The organism is Hydrogenispora ethanolica (assembly GCF_004340685.1).
Classification (GTDB): Bacteria; Bacillota; UBA4882; order UBA8346; family UBA8346; genus Hydrogenispora; species Hydrogenispora ethanolica.
The window spans coordinates 57546-73804 of sequence record NZ_SLUN01000001.1; the positions used below are offsets into that span (position 1 = coordinate 57546).

Annotated in this window: 15 protein-coding genes; 2 read left to right on the forward strand and 13 right to left on the reverse strand. The window is 60.6% G+C overall.

Annotated elements, in window-relative coordinates:
* Positions 1-3: 3 nt before the first annotated feature.
* From aroE to EDC14_RS00275, 11 genes are all read right to left on the reverse strand, one after another.
* Positions 4-873 (reverse strand): shikimate dehydrogenase, encoded by an 870-nt coding sequence (gene aroE / locus EDC14_RS00225; RefSeq protein ID WP_132012171.1) that lies wholly within the window; start codon positions 871-873, stop codon positions 4-6.
* Between the two features lie 399 nt (positions 874-1272).
* A complete protein-coding gene (locus EDC14_RS00230; protein WP_132012172.1) occupies positions 1273-2904 on the reverse strand; it encodes a response regulator in 1632 nt (543 codons plus the stop codon).
* 3 nt (positions 2905-2907) lie between these two features.
* Positions 2908-4773: a cache domain-containing sensor histidine kinase gene (locus EDC14_RS00235; protein WP_165907674.1), complete on the reverse strand. Its 1866-nt coding sequence runs from the start codon at positions 4771-4773 to the stop codon at positions 2908-2910.
* A 193-nt stretch (positions 4774-4966) separates the two neighbouring features.
* Entirely contained in the window at positions 4967-5815 is an 849-nt protein-coding gene (locus tag EDC14_RS00240) for a carbohydrate ABC transporter permease (RefSeq protein ID WP_132012429.1), read from the reverse strand.
* A gap of 40 nt (positions 5816-5855) precedes the next feature.
* The gene (locus tag EDC14_RS00245) at positions 5856-6758 is read right to left on the reverse strand and encodes a carbohydrate ABC transporter permease (protein WP_132012174.1); all 903 of its coding nucleotides are present in this window, start codon (positions 6756-6758) and stop codon (positions 5856-5858) included.
* 195 nt (positions 6759-6953) lie between these two features.
* Entirely contained in the window at positions 6954-8231 is a 1278-nt protein-coding gene (locus EDC14_RS00250) for an ABC transporter substrate-binding protein (protein ID WP_132012175.1), read from the reverse strand.
* A 264-nt stretch (positions 8232-8495) separates the two neighbouring features.
* The gene (locus tag EDC14_RS00255) at positions 8496-9128 is read right to left on the reverse strand and encodes an SGNH/GDSL hydrolase family protein (RefSeq protein ID WP_132012176.1); all 633 of its coding nucleotides are present in this window, start codon (positions 9126-9128) and stop codon (positions 8496-8498) included.
* A 43-nt stretch (positions 9129-9171) separates the two neighbouring features.
* On the reverse strand, positions 9172-10110 hold the full coding sequence (locus EDC14_RS00260; RefSeq protein ID WP_165907675.1) for a carbohydrate kinase family protein: 939 nt from the start codon (positions 10108-10110) through the stop codon (positions 9172-9174).
* Positions 10111-10161: 51 nt separating this feature from the next.
* Positions 10162-11088: a pseudouridine-5'-phosphate glycosidase gene (locus tag EDC14_RS00265; protein ID WP_132012178.1), complete on the reverse strand. Its 927-nt coding sequence runs from the start codon at positions 11086-11088 to the stop codon at positions 10162-10164.
* Between the two features lie 222 nt (positions 11089-11310).
* The gene (locus EDC14_RS00270; RefSeq protein ID WP_132012179.1) at positions 11311-12000 is read right to left on the reverse strand and encodes an LrgB family protein; all 690 of its coding nucleotides are present in this window, start codon (positions 11998-12000) and stop codon (positions 11311-11313) included.
* Positions 11997-12347: a CidA/LrgA family protein gene (locus EDC14_RS00275; protein ID WP_132012180.1), complete on the reverse strand. Its 351-nt coding sequence runs from the start codon at positions 12345-12347 to the stop codon at positions 11997-11999. Before EDC14_RS00275 ends, EDC14_RS00270 begins: the two co-directional genes overlap by 4 nt.
* Before the next feature lie 393 nt (positions 12348-12740).
* Between EDC14_RS00275 and EDC14_RS00280 the strand changes: the two genes are divergently transcribed.
* Together EDC14_RS00280 and EDC14_RS00285 are read left to right on the forward strand one after the other, a co-directional pair.
* Positions 12741-13601, forward strand: coding sequence for a hypothetical protein (locus EDC14_RS00280; protein ID WP_132012181.1), 861 nt, complete (start codon positions 12741-12743; stop codon positions 13599-13601).
* 115 nt (positions 13602-13716) lie between these two features.
* Complete coding sequence (locus EDC14_RS00285) at positions 13717-14139, forward strand: DUF5362 family protein (protein ID WP_132012182.1); 423 nt, start codon at positions 13717-13719, stop codon at positions 14137-14139.
* A 262-nt stretch (positions 14140-14401) separates the two neighbouring features.
* On the opposite strand, the gene EDC14_RS00290 is transcribed toward EDC14_RS00285, so the two are convergent.
* The gene (locus EDC14_RS00290) at positions 14402-14968 is read right to left on the reverse strand and encodes a DUF4276 family protein (protein WP_132012183.1); all 567 of its coding nucleotides are present in this window, start codon (positions 14966-14968) and stop codon (positions 14402-14404) included.
* Entirely contained in the window at positions 14965-16164 is a 1200-nt protein-coding gene (locus EDC14_RS00295) for an AAA family ATPase (protein ID WP_132012184.1), read from the reverse strand. The genes EDC14_RS00290 and EDC14_RS00295 overlap by 4 nt, the downstream gene beginning before the upstream one ends.
* Positions 16165-16259 lie beyond the last annotated feature (95 nt).

The window sequence follows — 16259 nt, forward strand, 5'->3', positions numbered from 1 at the left end:
CGGTCAGCCGTCCGCCTTGAACTCTTCCAGCAGCGCCCGGCGCATCGCGGCGACCGGGGCCGCGCAACCGGTCCAGATCGTAAAGCCGATCGCCCCCTGGTTGACTAGCATCCCCAGGCCGTCCAGGGCTTTGGCCCCCCGGGCGCGGACCTCCTTCAGGAATGCGGTGTCCGGCGGGTTGGGAATGGCGTCGCAGACGATCAGGCCCGGGCCGATGGTGTCGTAAACCAGCTCCGGCTTAGCCGCCACGTCGGGATAGAGCCCGATCGAGGTGGCGTTGATCAGCACGTCGGTGCCGGCGGGAACGGCATAGGGCGCGTCCCAGGCCGCCAGCTCCGCCCGGACGCCGGTATTGCGGTTCAACAGCTCGACCAGCTCCCGGCCCCGGCCGGCGCTGCGGTTGACGACGGTGATCCGCTCCGCTCCGGCCAGCGCCAGCTCCACGCCGATGGCGCGGGCCGCCCCGCCGGCTCCCAGGATCACCACCCGCTTGCCGGACGGGTCGGTCCCCGCCTCCTCCCGCAGCGATTGCAGGAAGCCCTTGCCGTCGGTATTGGCCCCGATCAGCCGGTCGCCCCGGCGGTAGACGGTGTTGACCGCGCCCATCAGGCGGGCGTCGTCCTCCACTTCATCCAGGTAGGCCAGGACCCTGACCTTATGCGGGATCGTCAGGTTGACGCCCCGCATATTGAAGGCGCGCATGCCCCGGATGGCCGCCTCCAGGTCCTCCGGTTTCACCTCGACGGTGAGATAACGAAAGTTCAATCCGGCCGCCCGGAATGCGGCTTCCTGCATCACCACGGTGGGATTCTCCGCCACCGGACAACCGAAAACCCCCACCAGCTCCGCCCGGTAATTCTGCTCCGCGGGCATGGACACCCCTCCTTAGCCAATGTTTCGTTGGGCGGCCGTCCGGCCTTCCGGCACGTCCGCTTTTCCTAACAATATTCGCAATCCGGTCGCAATCTCCTTTCGCGATTTGCGGCCGCCGGAACGCTCCTCGCCCCTTCCGAGGCCCGCCGCCGATCCGCCCGCGCCCCGGGAAGGGCTTCTGGAAGCTGCGGCGGATCCTCCGAAGCCTGCGGCGGACCTTCCGAAGGCCCCGGACCCTCCTCCCGAAGCTTTAGAAGGCCGGCGAAACGGTCCGGCGGTGCGGCCGGACGCTTTGCGGGAAGCGGCAGGATTGGAAGAGGTGGGGAAAAGTTCAAGGGGTGAGTTCTGTGGGCCCAAAACCCGACTCACCCCCCGAGCATCTCTCTGCCGTTATCCGCTTTAGGAATCCCGCGAGGCTTTCTCGTATTCCAGCGGGGTCATACCCTGGCTGTCTTTGAATACCTTGAAAAAGTAGTTGTAGTTTTGAAATCCGACGTCGCTTGCGATCTCTTTCACCCTCTTGCGGCCTTCGGCCATCAGCAGCTTGGCCTTTTCGATCCGGATCCAGTGCAAGTACTCGATGACGCCCTTGCCGCTGTCCTTCTTGAACTTGCGGCTGAGATAGGAGCTGTTGACCCCGGTATGACGGGCGATGGCGCCGAGGGAGAGCTCCTCCCGGTAGTGGCGGTAGATATAGGCGATGGCCTTCTGGGTGACCTCGTCGTACCCGGGGTTCAGGCAGAAGAGCTCCAGGAGGTCGATGAGCTTTTCATAGCCGGCCAGGAGCCAGTCGCGCATTTCTTGCAGGGTGTCAAACTTCTCCAGCTGGGCATAGGGGTCCTGGCCGTCGCCGTAGATCAGCGCGGTGTCGATGCCGGAGTCCCGGGCAATTTTGGTGATGATATTGACCAGGCTCACCAGGGCCAGCTTGATGGAGGTCGGGTTGGGCTGGTAGCGCTGGATGCGGCGGAAGATCTCCGCCACGCTTTGCCGCAGCGGGTCCCGCTCGTACCCCTTGATCAGCTCGAGAATGCGCTTCTCATCCTGGATCTCCAGGACCGGCAGATTCGGCTGGGCCGCTCCCACCGCCGGATCGTAAAAGATGCGGTCCTTCCCCTCGTAAAACTTCTGGCCCAGCAGCCGCCGGGCTTTCCGGTAATGGCCGCAGACTTCGGAGAGGCCGGGGCAGACTCCGTCCAGGCCGAAACAGGCGGTGATATTCAGATAGCGCTTGCTGGTGCTCCTCATCCGGTTGAGCGCCGTGAAGACCGCATTGTACATCTCCTGGGTGCTGTGCAGCTCCGCGAAGGAGAAGATGACCACGAACCGCCCCTCCTCCAGCAGCGAAATGAGGGCCCTGCCCATGTCCTGCAAGATCTCGGCGCTCATATCGGCGAAGGATTTCAAGAGGTTGTCGAGCTCTCCGGGGCTGAATTTCTCGCGCAGCAGCACATAATCGTCGATCTCCCCCGCCGCCACCACCAGGTTGCGCAGTCCCAGGTCGAGATGGAGCGCGGCGATCTGCCGCCGGGCCTCGTCCGGATCGGCCAGCCCTTCGCGGACCAGCCGCCCGATGAAGTTCTGGCGCAGCACGGCCCGGCCGGTCTGGAGCTGTTCGGCCAGGCGCCGCTGCTCGGCGTCGGCCCGCCGCTCGCGGCGGATGCTCTCCCCGACCGCGCGCAACAGCTGCAGCAGGCTCTCGGCGGTGACGGTGTGTTTCAGCAGGTAGTCGCAGGCTCCCCGCTTCAGGCTCTCCTTGACGTACTGGAAATCGTCGTAGGCGCTCAGGGCGATCACCTTGATCTGGGGATAGTGCTCCTGAACGTATTGGATGATCATCACCCCGTCGACGCCGGGCATATTCATGTCGGTGATGATCAGGTCCGGAAGCTCGGCCTCGATGACCCGGATCGCCTCGGCGCCGTTGGTCACGGCGTCGCACAGGTAAAAGCCTTCCTCCTCCCAGGGGATGAGCTTTTTCAAATGGGTGTGGACAAAGACGTCGTCGTCGATGAGCAGCGTTTTGAGCACCTGCTACGCCTCCTTGCCGTCGAGCGGCAGACTGACTTCGACCGTGGTGAAAAGGTTGGGGCAGCTCTCGATGCGCAAGCCGTAATCATTCCCGAAATAGAGCCGGATCCGTTCCTGGACGTTCTTGATGCCGATGGCGCAGAAATGATTCCCCGAGACATTCTCCTCCGAAAGCACCCGGGCGATCATCTCCTGGGTCATGCCGATCCCGTCGTCGGTGATGGTGAAGATCATCCGCTCCGCGAAACTGAAGCCCTTGACCTGAATGACCCCCGGGCCTTTCTTGGGCCCGATGCCGTGGATGATGGCATTCTCCAGGATCGGCTGGAGCAGGAATTTGGGCAGCTTGTGCTCGAGCAGGGCCGGCTCGATGGCCAAATCCACCTGGAACTTGTCGTAGTACCGGAACTCCTGCAGGTTCAGGTAATTGCGGAGATACTCCAGCTCGCGCCCGACGGTGATGAAATCGTCCTCCTTGCCCATGCTCACCTGGAGTAGCTGGATCAAGGAGGTCAGGAGGGATTCGATGTTCCCGGCCTTTTGGGCGTTGGCCATCAGCTTGGCCGTATTCAGCACGTTGGAGATGAAGTGGGGGTTGATCTGGGCCTGCAACGCTTTCAGCTCGGCGGTGCGTTTTTGGGCCTCGGTCTGCTGGATATCGGCCAGGAGGTTGCGGATCTCGGTGACCATCGCATTGAAATCCCGCGTCACCTCGGCGATCTCGTCCCGGTTCTCATCGGCCACGGCCACCCCGAGATTGCCCTTCTTCACCTCGGTCATGGCATGAATCAGCTTATTCAGCGGGCCGGAGATGCTCCGGGTAAAGATCACCGACAGCAGCACCGCCAGCAAAAAGCAGCCGATGCCCAGGAGCATGATGCCGTTGCGGATCCGGCCCGACTCGTAATTCAGATAGGAGTAGGGAATGGTGGTCACCACGTACCAGCCGGCGTTCTGAATGGGGGAAAACGCCACCAGATGCGGCTGCTCTCCGATTTTCAGGCTGAAGGTGTTCCGGCCCCGCCGCTCCGCGGCGTGCAACGCGGCGATTAAGGAGCGTTCGGGGTAGGGCTTTTTGAAAGGCAGGGCCGCGGTCCGGCTGGACACCACCGTGCCCCGGCCGTCCAGGATGAAGATCTCGCCGCCCCGCCCCATGTCGATATCCTGGTAGATCTGGGAGAAGAATTTCTCGTCGGTCCGGATCAGCACCGCGCCGATATACTCCCCTTCATACAGGCTCTTGATGGCCCTGCCCACCAGCAGCCCGTTCTCGAAGTCGATCACCCGGTTGACCAGATGGTCCTCATCCTGCCAGCCCAGGGCGCGCCAGACCGGAATGCCGTTCCGGGCCCGGATCTCCGTCAAAAAACGCTCCTGGTATCCGGCTTTCAAATTCAATTTGTAGTTTTCGTCGCCGTAGGCGATGATCTTGCCGCCCCGGGGGGTGAAGAGGAGCACGTCCGAGATATCGTGCAAAAAGGAGAACTTATTCACCATCATGGTGCGCATGCTGTACTTGGCGTCCAGCACCTGCCAGTCGCTGAGGGTGTCGAAATGGATCAGCGTGTGCTGGACGATCTCCGAGAACCCCACGTCGATGGTATCGTTCTCCATCCGGTTCATCTGGACCCTGATATTCTGGCACACCTGGTTGACGACCTGGATCGAATAGGTGTTGATCTTGTTGCGAATCGCCATGCTCGACTGGCGGAAGGAGTAGAGCCCGGTAATGACCATGGGCAACAGCGAAAGCAGCAAAAACAGCAGAATCAGCCGGGTCTGGATCCGGATGCTGCGGATGGCGTACCCGGCTTTCCGCCTCAGGCTGGCCAGGTTTTTCAGGTTGACGCGCTGGAAGATGGGATGCATCGGCCTCCGGCCTTCCGTTTCATGATCGATCGAATGAAAGGGGCGGGAACCTCCCATTCCGGAAAACGATTACTCCGGTCCATGCCGCAATCCGCTTCCGGGACCGCCCTTCAAAGCGCGGCTTGGCCGGAAACCGATTGACCCGTTGGATGACCGGAGTAAGCAAACACCCGAAACCGCGGCCGGCCCGGACCTATTCCTTAATGGCGCCGACCGTCAAACCGGAGATGAACGCCTTTTGGTTGCAGAAGAAGACGATAATGATGGGAATGACGGACAGTACCGCCCCGGACATCAACATATCGTAATTGTTGCCGTAAGGGGTCATCAACGAGGCCAACCCGATCGGCAAGGTCATATTTTCATCGCTACGAAGGGCGATCAACGGCCAGACCACGCTGTTCCAGCTGAACATCGCCTGCAGGATGGTCATGGCTCCGAAGGCCGGCTTCATGATCGGCATCATGATCCGGAAATAGATCCCAAACTCCGAGCAGCCGTCGATCCGGCCCGCGTCGATCAAGTCCTTGGGCAGGCCCACCGCGAACTGCCGGAAGAAGAAGACCGCCACCGGCGGCACGGCGAAGGGCAGGATCACCCCGGCGTAGGTGTCGATCAGCCGGATCGAGACGATCAGCTGGTACAACGGGAGGATCAAAATCTCGATCGGCACCATCATCACCACCAGCACGCAGACGAAGATCAGGTTGCGGCCCCGGAATCTGTAAACCGCCAGGGCGTAGCCGACCATGGCGCTGAGGAAGATCGAGACGACCGTCTGGAAGAAGGTGATCATCACACTATTTTTATACCAATGGAGGTAAATTCCTTCTTTTCCGGTGAAAAGCGCCCCATAATTTTGGAGCGACATGATCTCCGGCTGCAGGTTGACGTTGATCCCGTTGCGGATCATCTCCGCCCCCGGTTTGAATGAGGAGACCAGCATAAAGTAGAACGGCGCCAGGGTGAAGAGGGAAAAAGCCAGCAATACCAGCATGGCGACCAGGGTGGCAGGCCGGAACTGCCGTTTTTTCGGGGCCATCGGGTCCGCTGCGGCCGACATTTCCATGGAACGGTTCATCTTAATCACTATCCTTCTTGAAGAATCCAAAACAGGTCAACTGGATCAGATTGACCAGCATCACCAGAATGACCAGCGTAATTCCGATGGCCGAGGCGAAACCCATGTCGAAATTGTTGAAACCCATCTGATAGATGTAGGAGACGATGGTCATCCCGATATCGCCGGGGGTGGCCGTTTTCCAAAAGGCGTAACTCTCGGCGAACATCGAGAATCCGCCGTAGACGCTGATGGTGATCACGTAAATGATCACCGGTTTCAAGCCGGGCAGCGTAATGCAACGGAAGCGGTCCCAGGCGCCCGCGCCGTCGATCTCCGCCGCCTCGTACAATTCCTGGGAGATCCCCTGCAGCCCCGATAAGAAATAGACCATGTTCACGCCCAGCCAGCGCCAGGTGCAGAGCAGGACTAGGGCGAACATGGCCGGGCCTTTGATCTGCAGCCAGGTGATGGGCTTCATGCCGAAGAGTCCGGTGACCGCATTGGCCAGGGTGGTCGCCTGCTCGCCGAAGGAATAGCGAAAGAAGATGCCGGCCACGATGACCGAGGTCAGCGCCGGAATGAACAGCGCGGATTTGAAAAAGCCGGTGAACCGGACACGCTTGTGGTTGACCAGCACCGCCAGCAGGATGGGCAGCGGCACCAGCACCAGAATGGTCCAGAAGGTGTATTGGCTGGTGGTGCGCAGCGCATTGAAGAAATGTTCGTTGAGCAGCCGCCCGTAATTGGACCAGCCGATGAAGGTCACGTCGCCAAAGCCGGCGATCCGCTGAAAGCTCATTTGGATCGTGGCGATGAACGGGTACAGATAAAACAGCAGGAAGGAGAGGACGAAGGGGGCCACGAAGAAATACGGCACCGCCTTGGGTGAGTTCAAAAGGGAGCGCCATAACGATTTTTTCATATCTCATCACCAAATTTTTTTCGTAAGATTCTGTGAGACTGCGCGAGAGTTTCCAATCCGCCGGGAATAGTCGAGAAGGGCTGTAAATTGGCGCTGCGTAACGGCTTGGCGGTGAATCTTTTACAGCCCTTTTCGTATTCTGGTGGCGCGGCGCTGCGACGAGCGCCGGCTTTCCTTACCGTTTAGGGACCGAGCTTATTTCCGGAGTTCGTCGGCGACTTCCTTCAATACCTGCTCCGGAGTGGCGCTCTGTTCCTTCAGAGCCTTGAAGCTCACGTTTTTCTTGATCAGGTCGATGGCCAGCGGATATTTCTCGGTGATCACCGTCGGTCCGATCTCATCCTTGATATCGGTCAGCATGTTGAAGATGTCCTTGCCAAAGTAGTTGGTGTACTGGTTGTCAGCCTTCATGGCCGGATCGCTCCAGACGTCCCAACGGATCGGGTCGAAGCCCAACAGCGTCCAGGTCTTGATCGCGCCTTCCTTGGAGAGTTTGGCGGCGGCCATCAATTTGAGGGCCAGCGCTTTATTTTTGGACTGGGCCGTGATGACGGTTCCGGTGCCGCCCATGCCGGCGGAGCGGTTGCCGCCCTTCTTCCAGGCCGGCAGCGGACGGATGATCATTTTGCCTTTCAGGTCGGGCATATATTGGACGAACCGTCCCATGTACCACATCGGCATCATCAGCGAAGCGGCGCCGCCTTTATTCATGAACGCCCAGTACTCTTCGGAGTGATGATAGCCGCCGGGGGCCGGGATGGCGATCTTGTCTTTGTAAATCATGTCCTTCAAGAAGGTCAGCACTTTCACATTGGCCGGGGAGTCCAGAATGACCTTGCCGTTTTTGGCGAAGATATCCGAACCGTACTGGCTGAGCAGGGGATAGAAAGTCCATTGTTCGGTGACTTCCACGGTGGTCATGGGTTTGCCGGTGGCGGCGACCACTTTTTTACCGGCCGCCACGTAATCGTCCCAAGTCAGGATCTTGTTGGCGTCCACGCCGGCTTTGTCCAGGTACTCTTTGTTATAATACATGACGGTGGCGCCCACATGGTAATCGACGCCGTAGTATTGGCCGTTCTTGGCGTAGTTGTCGAAACGGGCTTTGATACATTTGGAGAGCACCGGTTTGACGATGCTGTTTAAAGAGACGAGTTGCGGAGTCTTACCTTTCAGGTAGTTGGCGAATTTGCTGATCTCGATGTCGGCCAGGTCGGGAGCGCCCACGCCGGATTGCAACGCCACCAACAGTTTGTTGTGCATCTCATCGTAGTTGTAGACCTCGGTCTTCAGGGCGATGGGCTGGGCCGGATGCGCCTTGTTCCAGGTCGCTACCGCGTCATCCCAGAAGCCCTTGTGCAACTCCTGGAAGGTCCAGAACGTCAGGGTGGTCGCTTTGGGAGCGGCGTAGCCCGGGAAGGCCATGGCCAGCGCGACGATAAGAATTAACAACCATGCGGTAATTCTTCTCATACAATCTCCTCCTATATTTTTGGTTACGACACCCTTATTATAAGACAGCGCCCGATCGTTCTCACTCCATTTTTTTTACCTTTTACTATAAATTTGTAACCGAATGTTTACCATCATGCAACAGTATTGAAATTCCCATCCCATTCGCCGGGTCCGTCCGGCGGTTTCCGGGCATGGAAAAAGACGGCCTTCTTTCAGCCGTCTCTGATCGCTTGCCTCAGGTCCGTTTTCGCCCCTGGGAATGGCGGGAACCGCTCCCTCCCTTTAGTCCGGCAATATCAGCCGGACCCGCTCGGCCACTGCCAGCCCCAGCTTGGCATGCTCGCCCGGTTCGAGATGGATCCCGTCCAGCTCGCTCGAACGGACCAGCTCCGCCGTATCCAGCAGATCGCAGCCCCGTTCCGCCGCCACCTGGCGGTAGTACTTCCCGAACTGCCGCGACTTCGCCGCGGCGCCTTTGAACATCTCCTGAAAACGCTCATGTAATGTAGCCACCGGCGGCGGGGCCAGCAATAACACCCGGGGCGGCCCTGCGTCCCGTCCGGCCCGGGAGTTTTGAACCACCTCCACCAGCACGCCCGCGCCCTGGGCGATATCGAAGGCCGTCAGGGAGAAGCGGTGTTTCAAATCATTGGTGCCCAGCATGATGATGACCAGGTCGAGCGGCTGGTGCGTGTCCAGGCAGGGTATCAAATATTCCTTGCCGTTCTTGTAGCCCTCGATCGGATCATTCCAGACCGTGGTCCGGCCGCCGAGGCCTTCCTCGATGACCCGGTATCCGTCGCCGAGCGCCCGGCGGAGCACTCCCGGCCAGCGCGTCTCCGGGTCAAAACGGGCCCCGCCCCCGGGATCGCTGCCCCAGGTGTTGGAGTCGCCATAGCAGAGAATCGTCTTCATGGTCAACCTTCCTCCTTCATTCATTCAGCGCTCCGCCCCCCGGTCATGGCCGGACGGGCGGCGCGGCGGCGAGCGCTTCGACCTGGGCGCGGCTGAGCCGCGGGTTCACCGTCTCCGGCGCGGCAACCGTGAGCGCGGCCGCGGCCAGGCCGCGCCGGCAGGCCTCCGCCAGCTCCATCCCGCGCACCAGCCCATAGATGACCCCGGCGGTCAGCGCGTCGCCGGCTCCGGTCACTTCCGCCACCGTCGCGGGGTAGCTCCCCAGCAGGAGACTGCCGGCTTGGGTGGTGCAGCAGAGGCCGGCCTCGCCCAGGGTGGTGATGACCGTGGCCACGCCCCGGTCCACCAGCACTTGAGCGCTCCGCGCCACCGTCCGGCGCTCCGGCTCCGTTCCCGTCAGCGCCGCCAATTCGTCCAGGTTGGGCGTGAGGAGGCTGATCCCGCCGCAATGGGCGGCGACCCGTTGCGCCTTGACCACCGATACTGGCTCGACCGCCAGGGGCACCCCGGACATCCGGGAAAAGGCGCTCAGAAAAGCGATGGCCGCTTCGGGAATGTTGGCGTCGCAGACGATATAGCGGGCGGCGCGAAACAGAGCCAGCTTGGACTGGAGATACTCCACGCTGAGCCGGTCGAGCACGGCCATGTCGGCCAGCGCCGCCACCAGCTCGCCGTCCCGATCGAGCAGGGCGATATAGGTTCCGGTCCGTTCGGTTTCCAGCTGGAGCAGATGCCGGAGATCGACGCCGGCCGCGGCGGTCTCCCGGACGATCCGTTCCCCTTCCGGGTCGGCGCCGACGGCGCTCAGCAGGGTCACCGCCACGTCCAGCCGGGCCAGGTTTTCGGCGATATTGCGGCCCACCCCGCCGGGGGTGGCTTGCAGGGTTCCGGGATTGGAGGTGCGCAGCTCAAACCGGCCGCTGGTTTGGCCTTTGAGATCGACATTGATCCCGCCGACCACCACCACTTCGGGCTGGCTCATTCCGGATTCACCCCATCTTTCACATGGCGTTGGCATGGCTCCCCGCCCGTTTCAGCGCGGCCGGCCGCTATAGGCCACGGCGATGCGCGCCGCCAGTTCGGCGTTGTTCTTCACCAGCGCCATATTGGTCTCCAGGCTCTCTCCGGCGGTGAGCTCCTTGACTTTGGCGAGCAGGAAGGGCGTGACTTCCTTGCCTTTGACCTTGCCGGCCGCCGCTTCGGCCAGCGCGGCGGCGATGGCTTCATCGATCAGCGCGGCGGGCGCTTCGAAGGCTTCCGGCACCGGATTGGCGATCACCACCCCGCCGTCCAGTCCCAGTTCCCATTTGGCCTGCAAGATGCGGGCGCATTCCTCCGGGGTGGCCACCGGATAATCCACGCCGTAACCGCTCTTCCGGTTATAAAAGGCCGGAAATTCGGTGGTCTGATAGCCCAGGACCGGCACGCCCAGCGTCTCCAGCTTCTCCAGGGTCAGTCCGATATCCAGGATCGATTTGGCGCCGGCGCAGATCACCGCCACGCTGGTCTGGGCCAGCTCGGTCAGGTCGGCCGAGATGTCCATGGATTGAGCGGCGCCGCGATGGACGCCGCCGATTCCGCCGGTGGCGAAGAAGCGCACGCCGGCCAGGGCCGCGCCGATCATGGTCGCCGCCACGGTGGTCGCGCCGGTCTTGCCCAGCGCCACCGCGTACGGGATGTCGCGGCGGCTCACTTTCAAGACGTCGTGGGCCGTGGCCAGCTGCTGCAGCTGTTCTTCGTTCAGGCCGACGGTGATTCGGCCCGCCATGATGGCGATGGTGGCGGGCACGGCGCCATTCTCGCGGATAATGGCCTCCAGCTGTTTGGCGGTATTCAGGTTCTCCGGGTAGGGCATCCCGTGCGAGATGATGGTGGATTCCAGCGCCACCACCGGCCGGTTCCCGGCCAGGGCCGCCGCCACCTCCGGATGGATGTCAAGATATTTTGCGAAATCTGCCATGTTTGACCTCCGTTTGCCGTTTGTTAATGAATCGGTCCGGCGGCAGCGCCGGGCCATGATGCCATTTTACCATATTTTACAGTCCAGTTGATCGCCGCGGCCGCTTCTTTAACCAAAACTTTCCTCGAAAAATCCCTAAAAAACAGCAAAAGGGCGACCCGGGGGCCTGCCCTTTCCTTATCGGATTATCCGGCGAAACGCCGCCATGAGCCGGCCGGGGGCTCAGATCAGCCGGACCAGCAGCGGCGCCAGCAACACGATGACCAGCCCGGCGATGCCGATGGCCAGTCCGCTCATGGCTCCCTCGGTCTCGCCCAGTTCCAGCGCTTTGGTGGTCCCGATGGCGTGGGAGGCGGTGCCGATGGCGATTCCCACGGCCACTTTGTCGCGGATCCCGCAGCACCTGCAGAGCGCCGGCCCGATCACCGCGCCGGCGATGCCGCTGACGATGATGGCGGCGACCGTGATCGGGGTAATGCCGCCCAGCTCCTTGGCGACCTCGATTCCGATCGGCGTGGTGACCGACTTGGGAACCAGCGAAATGCCCACCGCCGGGTCCAGGCCGAACCATTTGGCAAAGACCAGGGCGCTGGCCACCGCGGTGACGCTGCCCGCTCCGACTCCGGCCATGATCGGAACGATATTCGCCCTCAGCAGCGGCAGTTGCCGGTAGAGGGGCACCGCCAGGACCACCGTGGCCGGTCCCAGGAACAATGAGATGAATTGGCCGCCAACGTTGAATGAGGCCAGACTGATCCGGAAATGCAGCAGCACGCCGATGATTAGGAGCACGCTGATCAGATAGGCGTTCAACACCGCGAGCTTAGTGCGGCGGTTGATGAAGAGCCCGATCTCGAAGGCCAGCACCGACAGGAGGATTCCGAAGAGCGGCGAATGCCATAATGCTTTCATCGTTTGGCACCCCGCTTGACCCATTGGACGACGTGGCCGGTGACCAGCATCACCAGAGCGGTGGTGACCAGACAGATGCCCAAAACCGCCAGCCATTGGCCGCGCAGCACGCCCAGGCAGGCGATGACGCCCACCCCCGCCGGGATGAAGAAAAAGGCCAGGTGATCCAGGAGAAAGTCGCTGAGCTCCGCGATCATCTCCAGTTTGATGATCCCGGCGCAGAGACAGCCGAAGAGAATGAGCATCCCCAGAACATTGCCGGGTATCGGCAGCCGGAGCCAGGCATGCAGCAGTTCGCCGAGGAAACAGAGGCCGGTGATGATCCCGGCCTGTCGCAGCAGTTTCATGAAAGTCCCTTCAATTCTTGTAGCCGATGGCGCCTGAGCGGCACCACGACCATTGTAACACGCTCCCGATCCCGCTTCAACCTGGCCCGGCCAATTTGACAGGATTTCACCGTTTCTTAACCCAATGTTTGCGGCCGGGAAACCCGGGGGAAGCCGGAGGAAGTCGATGCCCTCAAAGCCCTTTGAGTTTGTTCCGGGACACGGAAGGCGGGATTTTCGATGCTTTCCCAGTAAAACATACTGAATTCATCAGGGACTGGTTTCGAATCCATCGAAAAAAGACCGGTACCGGGCTTTTCGTTGATGGAACATTTTTCAATTCCGCCCCGTCTAATAAAAAAAGAGCGAAGTCCCATCCCACCCCAATCTACCCCATCTCAGGAGGAATGAACCATGCGCTCCCTGCTGCCGCTCCAAACCATCATCCTAACCCTGCTGACCCTGGCCTTCACCGCCCGGACAGCCTCCGCCGCGCTGCTGGAACCCTATGACAAAGGCGCGATCGATTGGGAACAGGGCCTGATCCGGGTGGTCGGCTACGGCAGCCCGCCGTCGGACCGGAACGGGGCCGACGGCGCTCCCCCGGCCATCTGGGCCGCCAAGGCCGACGCGCTGCGCAACGCCCTGGAGCTGGTCACCCAAGTCCGGGTGAACGGCTCCACCACCGTGGCCCAGCTGCTCCTGGCCGGCGATCTCAGCGTCTCCGGCATCGAGGACTACTTAAACAGCGGCCGTTTCGGCGAGCCGCGCTTTGCCCCGGGCGGGATCTGCAGCATCACCTATCTCCTGCCCCTGGGCGAACTCTCCGCCAAGGTCGCGCCGGTGGCGGGACGGGCCGGACGCCGGACCGCGGCGCTCCCCCCGGCCAATGCGCCGATGGCCCCCATGGCCCCGCTGGCCTACAGCGGCATCATCATCGACGCCCGGCGCACCGGGCTCAGTCCGGCGCTCTATCCCCAGATCCTCGACAGCCGGGGCTATCTGCTCTACGGCCCGGGCCTGGCCCAGCCGGCGGCGGACCCGGCCCAAACCATCGTCGCCTATTCCCGCTCCCCGGAACAGGCCCAGTCCCTGCCGCGCATCGGCAATAATCCGCTGTTTCTGACCGCCGCCGCGGCCCAGGCCGAGCCGGACGGGGGAACCGCCACCGATCCGGTGCTCGGCCTCCGGGCGGCCCGTCATTTCCGGGCGGCCGTGGTCCAAAGCGACATTCTGGGCAGCCTGGCGGTGGTGATTGTGATCGACGCGCCCTGAGCGGGCCGGAACATGATTTTCCGGCCGCAAAAAGCAAAAACATGCGCCGTTCCCGGCCCCCCGTGGTATAATGGAAGCTTGGAAGATCAATTCACCAAGGGGGTTTTTGCGAATTATGGACAGCCATCTGGAAACAACCGCTACGCCCGAGCCGGCTCAGGCGGCGCCGGTTCCCCCGGCGCCGGGCGCTTATGCGCCAAGTCTGATCCCGCCCCTCAACGGCTGGGCCACTTTTCTCGGAGTCCTCACCATCATCGGCGGCGCCATGTGGTGTGTGGGCATCATCACCGCGGCCATCGGCGTGCCGCTGATCATCGCCGGCGTCAAGCTGCTCAAGGCGGTCAGCCTCTCCAAGGAAGCCGCCGGCCGCAACCAGCAACAGCTGCTGGGCGAAGTCTTCGCCAATCTGAATTCCTACTTCAAAACCAACGGCATCATCATTGTCATCAGCATCGGCCTGAGCCTCATCCTCCTGGCGCTGGGAATCGCCTTCGGCCTCTCCGCGCTGCTCCAGGGCAAGCTCAACCACATTTTTTAATGCATCACTCCGTCCGTCCCGGAGCGCAGCCTTTCCGGGACGCCCGGCCCCGCGTCGTTCCGCGCCGGCAGTTCCGCCCCGCGGCGGCGCAATGGGGCGCGCCCAGCGGGACGAACCGGGCGCCGGGACGGACGAGGGTCCGGACCGCGCGGCGGATCCGGAAAACCGGACGGAAGCCCTTCGTTCAAGGCCAGACGAACCGGAAAGCGCTCGAGCACGTTTGGAAACGGCTAACGCATGATTTCAGCATCGCGCTGTAATTTTACGGCTCAAAATCATCGGAACACAAACGCCGGATCCCGGAGATAAATACGCGGAAACTATCGGAGCGCATGTTTTCCGGATCAAGATAGGGGCCAATCGCGCGAGAACCGCTTAATTTCTGGTAGGAAGGAGCAATTCGTTGCAATTCGTGGGCAGGGTTTGGAATGACATCCGGGTTCCGAAACAGCCGTTTATTCTGGCGGCCGGTGAGTCCCGCGATCTGGAGGCCCGCTTCGACGGCCGCGAGATCGGCGAGATACCAACTTTCCAATTCGTAACATGCGATCCGGATGAGTGTATCGGGCCGGCCGGCTTCATCAGCTTTTTGACGGAGGTTCGTTTTGATCTCACGGCAATCCGCGGAATCTTTATCGCGCAAAACTACAAAACGGGCCTTGGGATTTAAATAGCCGCGCAATCTTTTGACCAGGCGTTTCTCCAAATCTTGCTTGCCTTCGAATACAATCATCCGGCATGTAAAATTTGGCGGAAGGAGGCGCGGCAACAGCCCTTCCAGCAACGCCGCGGCCGACGGTTCTTCCAAAAAGAAGACCAGCTCGTTCATTGGGGATCGGCCCCCTTGAAGAACCCTTCTTTCCACAAGTACCCCATCTGGTCCCCTGCCTCCATATAGGCCCGGATCTGAGGATCATCCATAGCGCGCCGGATCTGGGTATAGCCATCCTCTTTTACCAGCCAGAATACTTCCTCCAGTCGAGCCGCATTCAGCAGATCTGGGGAGTGCGTGGAGACAAATACCTGCCCTCCCCGTCTGGCGTAGTCGCGGAACTCCTCCACCAATTCCCAAAGCAACTTGGGATAGAGTTGATTCTCAGGCTCTTCGATGCACAGCAAGGGATGGGGCTCCGGATCATGCAGCAAAATAAGATAGGTAAACATTTTGATGGTCCCATCCGAAACATACCGGTCGATAAACGGATCCTTAAACGAACCGTCGCGAAACTTAAGCAACAGCTTGCCGTCCTGGGTCGGTTCGGGAATGATGTCTCCGATCCCCGGAACCCGCCGTTTCATCTTCGCCAGGATTTGCTGAAACGTTTCCGGGTAATTCTCATAAATGTTATTGGCGACGATTTGCAGATTGTCTCCTGTAACCGACAGGTGCTCCGCAAAACCGGCCGCATCTTTACTGCCACGCGCCATATCGATGTGAAAATCGGATACATGCCAACCTTCGATCAACTGGCGCAGCGCGTTGGCGGCCTTGAACCGCTGAAACTGGCCCAAGCCCTTGACGGCCAAGATATCGGCCCGCTCTAATGTCTGACTCTCGCGTTTCAAAGCTTTGTCAGTCTCATCGAAATCTTCCTCATTTTGAATCGCATAGCCCTGACCCAATTGATAATCCAGGAAGTGAAACGGTGATCCCGAAGCGCCACGTTTATAGCGTAAAATTTCCCGTTTTACACAAGGTTTGCCTTTATCTCCGTGGTCCAGGCCAAGCTCCAATCGATACGTAACCAATCGCTCTTTGCCAGTGATGAGCATCCGGTACTGGATCTCAATCATGATATCCTGACCGGCTTGACCCCGCGATACCAGTTCCGCATAGCCACCACGACTCTGCATCGCCCGGGTCACGTTATAGGTCAGACAATCCTTCAAAAAACCGAACACATCAAAGAAAGTACTTTTGCCGCTGCCGTTGGCGCCCACGTTGATGGATAAAGCCGGCAAATTCTGAATATAGACATTTTTTAAGGCCTTAAAATTCTGAACTCGAATGGTCTCAATTCGCATCGTACAACCTCCCTAAGCATTCCGGCCGATAACCGAAACTTGTAAACTTATCGACCAGCTTATTCCAAACAGCGGCTCCAAGAGATTTCACCGGT

Excerpts from the sequence above, each read along its gene's own strand:
- EDC14_RS00275 (WP_132012180.1), bottom strand. The coding sequence starts at position 12,347 with ATGAAACTGCTGCGACAGGCCGGGATCATCACCGGCCTCTGTTTCCTC.
- EDC14_RS00280 (WP_132012181.1), top strand. The coding sequence starts at position 12,741 with ATGCGCTCCCTGCTGCCGCTCCAAACCATCATCCTAACCCTGCTGACC.
- EDC14_RS00265 (WP_132012178.1), bottom strand. The coding sequence starts at position 11,088 with ATGGCAGATTTCGCAAAATATCTTGACATCCATCCGGAGGTGGCGGCG.
- EDC14_RS00295 (WP_132012184.1), bottom strand. The coding sequence starts at position 16,164 with ATGCGAATTGAGACCATTCGAGTTCAGAATTTTAAGGCCTTAAAAAAT.
- EDC14_RS00250 (WP_132012175.1), bottom strand. The coding sequence starts at position 8,231 with ATGAGAAGAATTACCGCATGGTTGTTAATTCTTATCGTCGCGCTGGCC.
- aroE (WP_132012171.1), bottom strand. The coding sequence starts at position 873 with ATGCCCGCGGAGCAGAATTACCGGGCGGAGCTGGTGGGGGTTTTCGGT.
- EDC14_RS00240 (WP_132012429.1), bottom strand. The coding sequence starts at position 5,815 with ATGGCCCCGAAAAAACGGCAGTTCCGGCCTGCCACCCTGGTCGCCATG.
- EDC14_RS00260 (WP_165907675.1), bottom strand. The coding sequence starts at position 10,110 with ATGAGCCAGCCCGAAGTGGTGGTGGTCGGCGGGATCAATGTCGATCTC.
- EDC14_RS00255 (WP_132012176.1), bottom strand. The coding sequence starts at position 9,128 with ATGAAGACGATTCTCTGCTATGGCGACTCCAACACCTGGGGCAGCGAT.
- EDC14_RS00290 (WP_132012183.1), bottom strand. The coding sequence starts at position 14,968 with ATGAACGAGCTGGTCTTCTTTTTGGAAGAACCGTCGGCCGCGGCGTTG.
- EDC14_RS00235 (WP_165907674.1), bottom strand. The coding sequence starts at position 4,773 with ATGCATCCCATCTTCCAGCGCGTCAACCTGAAAAACCTGGCCAGCCTG.
- EDC14_RS00285 (WP_132012182.1), top strand. The coding sequence starts at position 13,717 with ATGGACAGCCATCTGGAAACAACCGCTACGCCCGAGCCGGCTCAGGCG.
- EDC14_RS00270 (WP_132012179.1), bottom strand. The coding sequence starts at position 12,000 with ATGAAAGCATTATGGCATTCGCCGCTCTTCGGAATCCTCCTGTCGGTG.
- EDC14_RS00245 (WP_132012174.1), bottom strand. The coding sequence starts at position 6,758 with ATGAAAAAATCGTTATGGCGCTCCCTTTTGAACTCACCCAAGGCGGTG.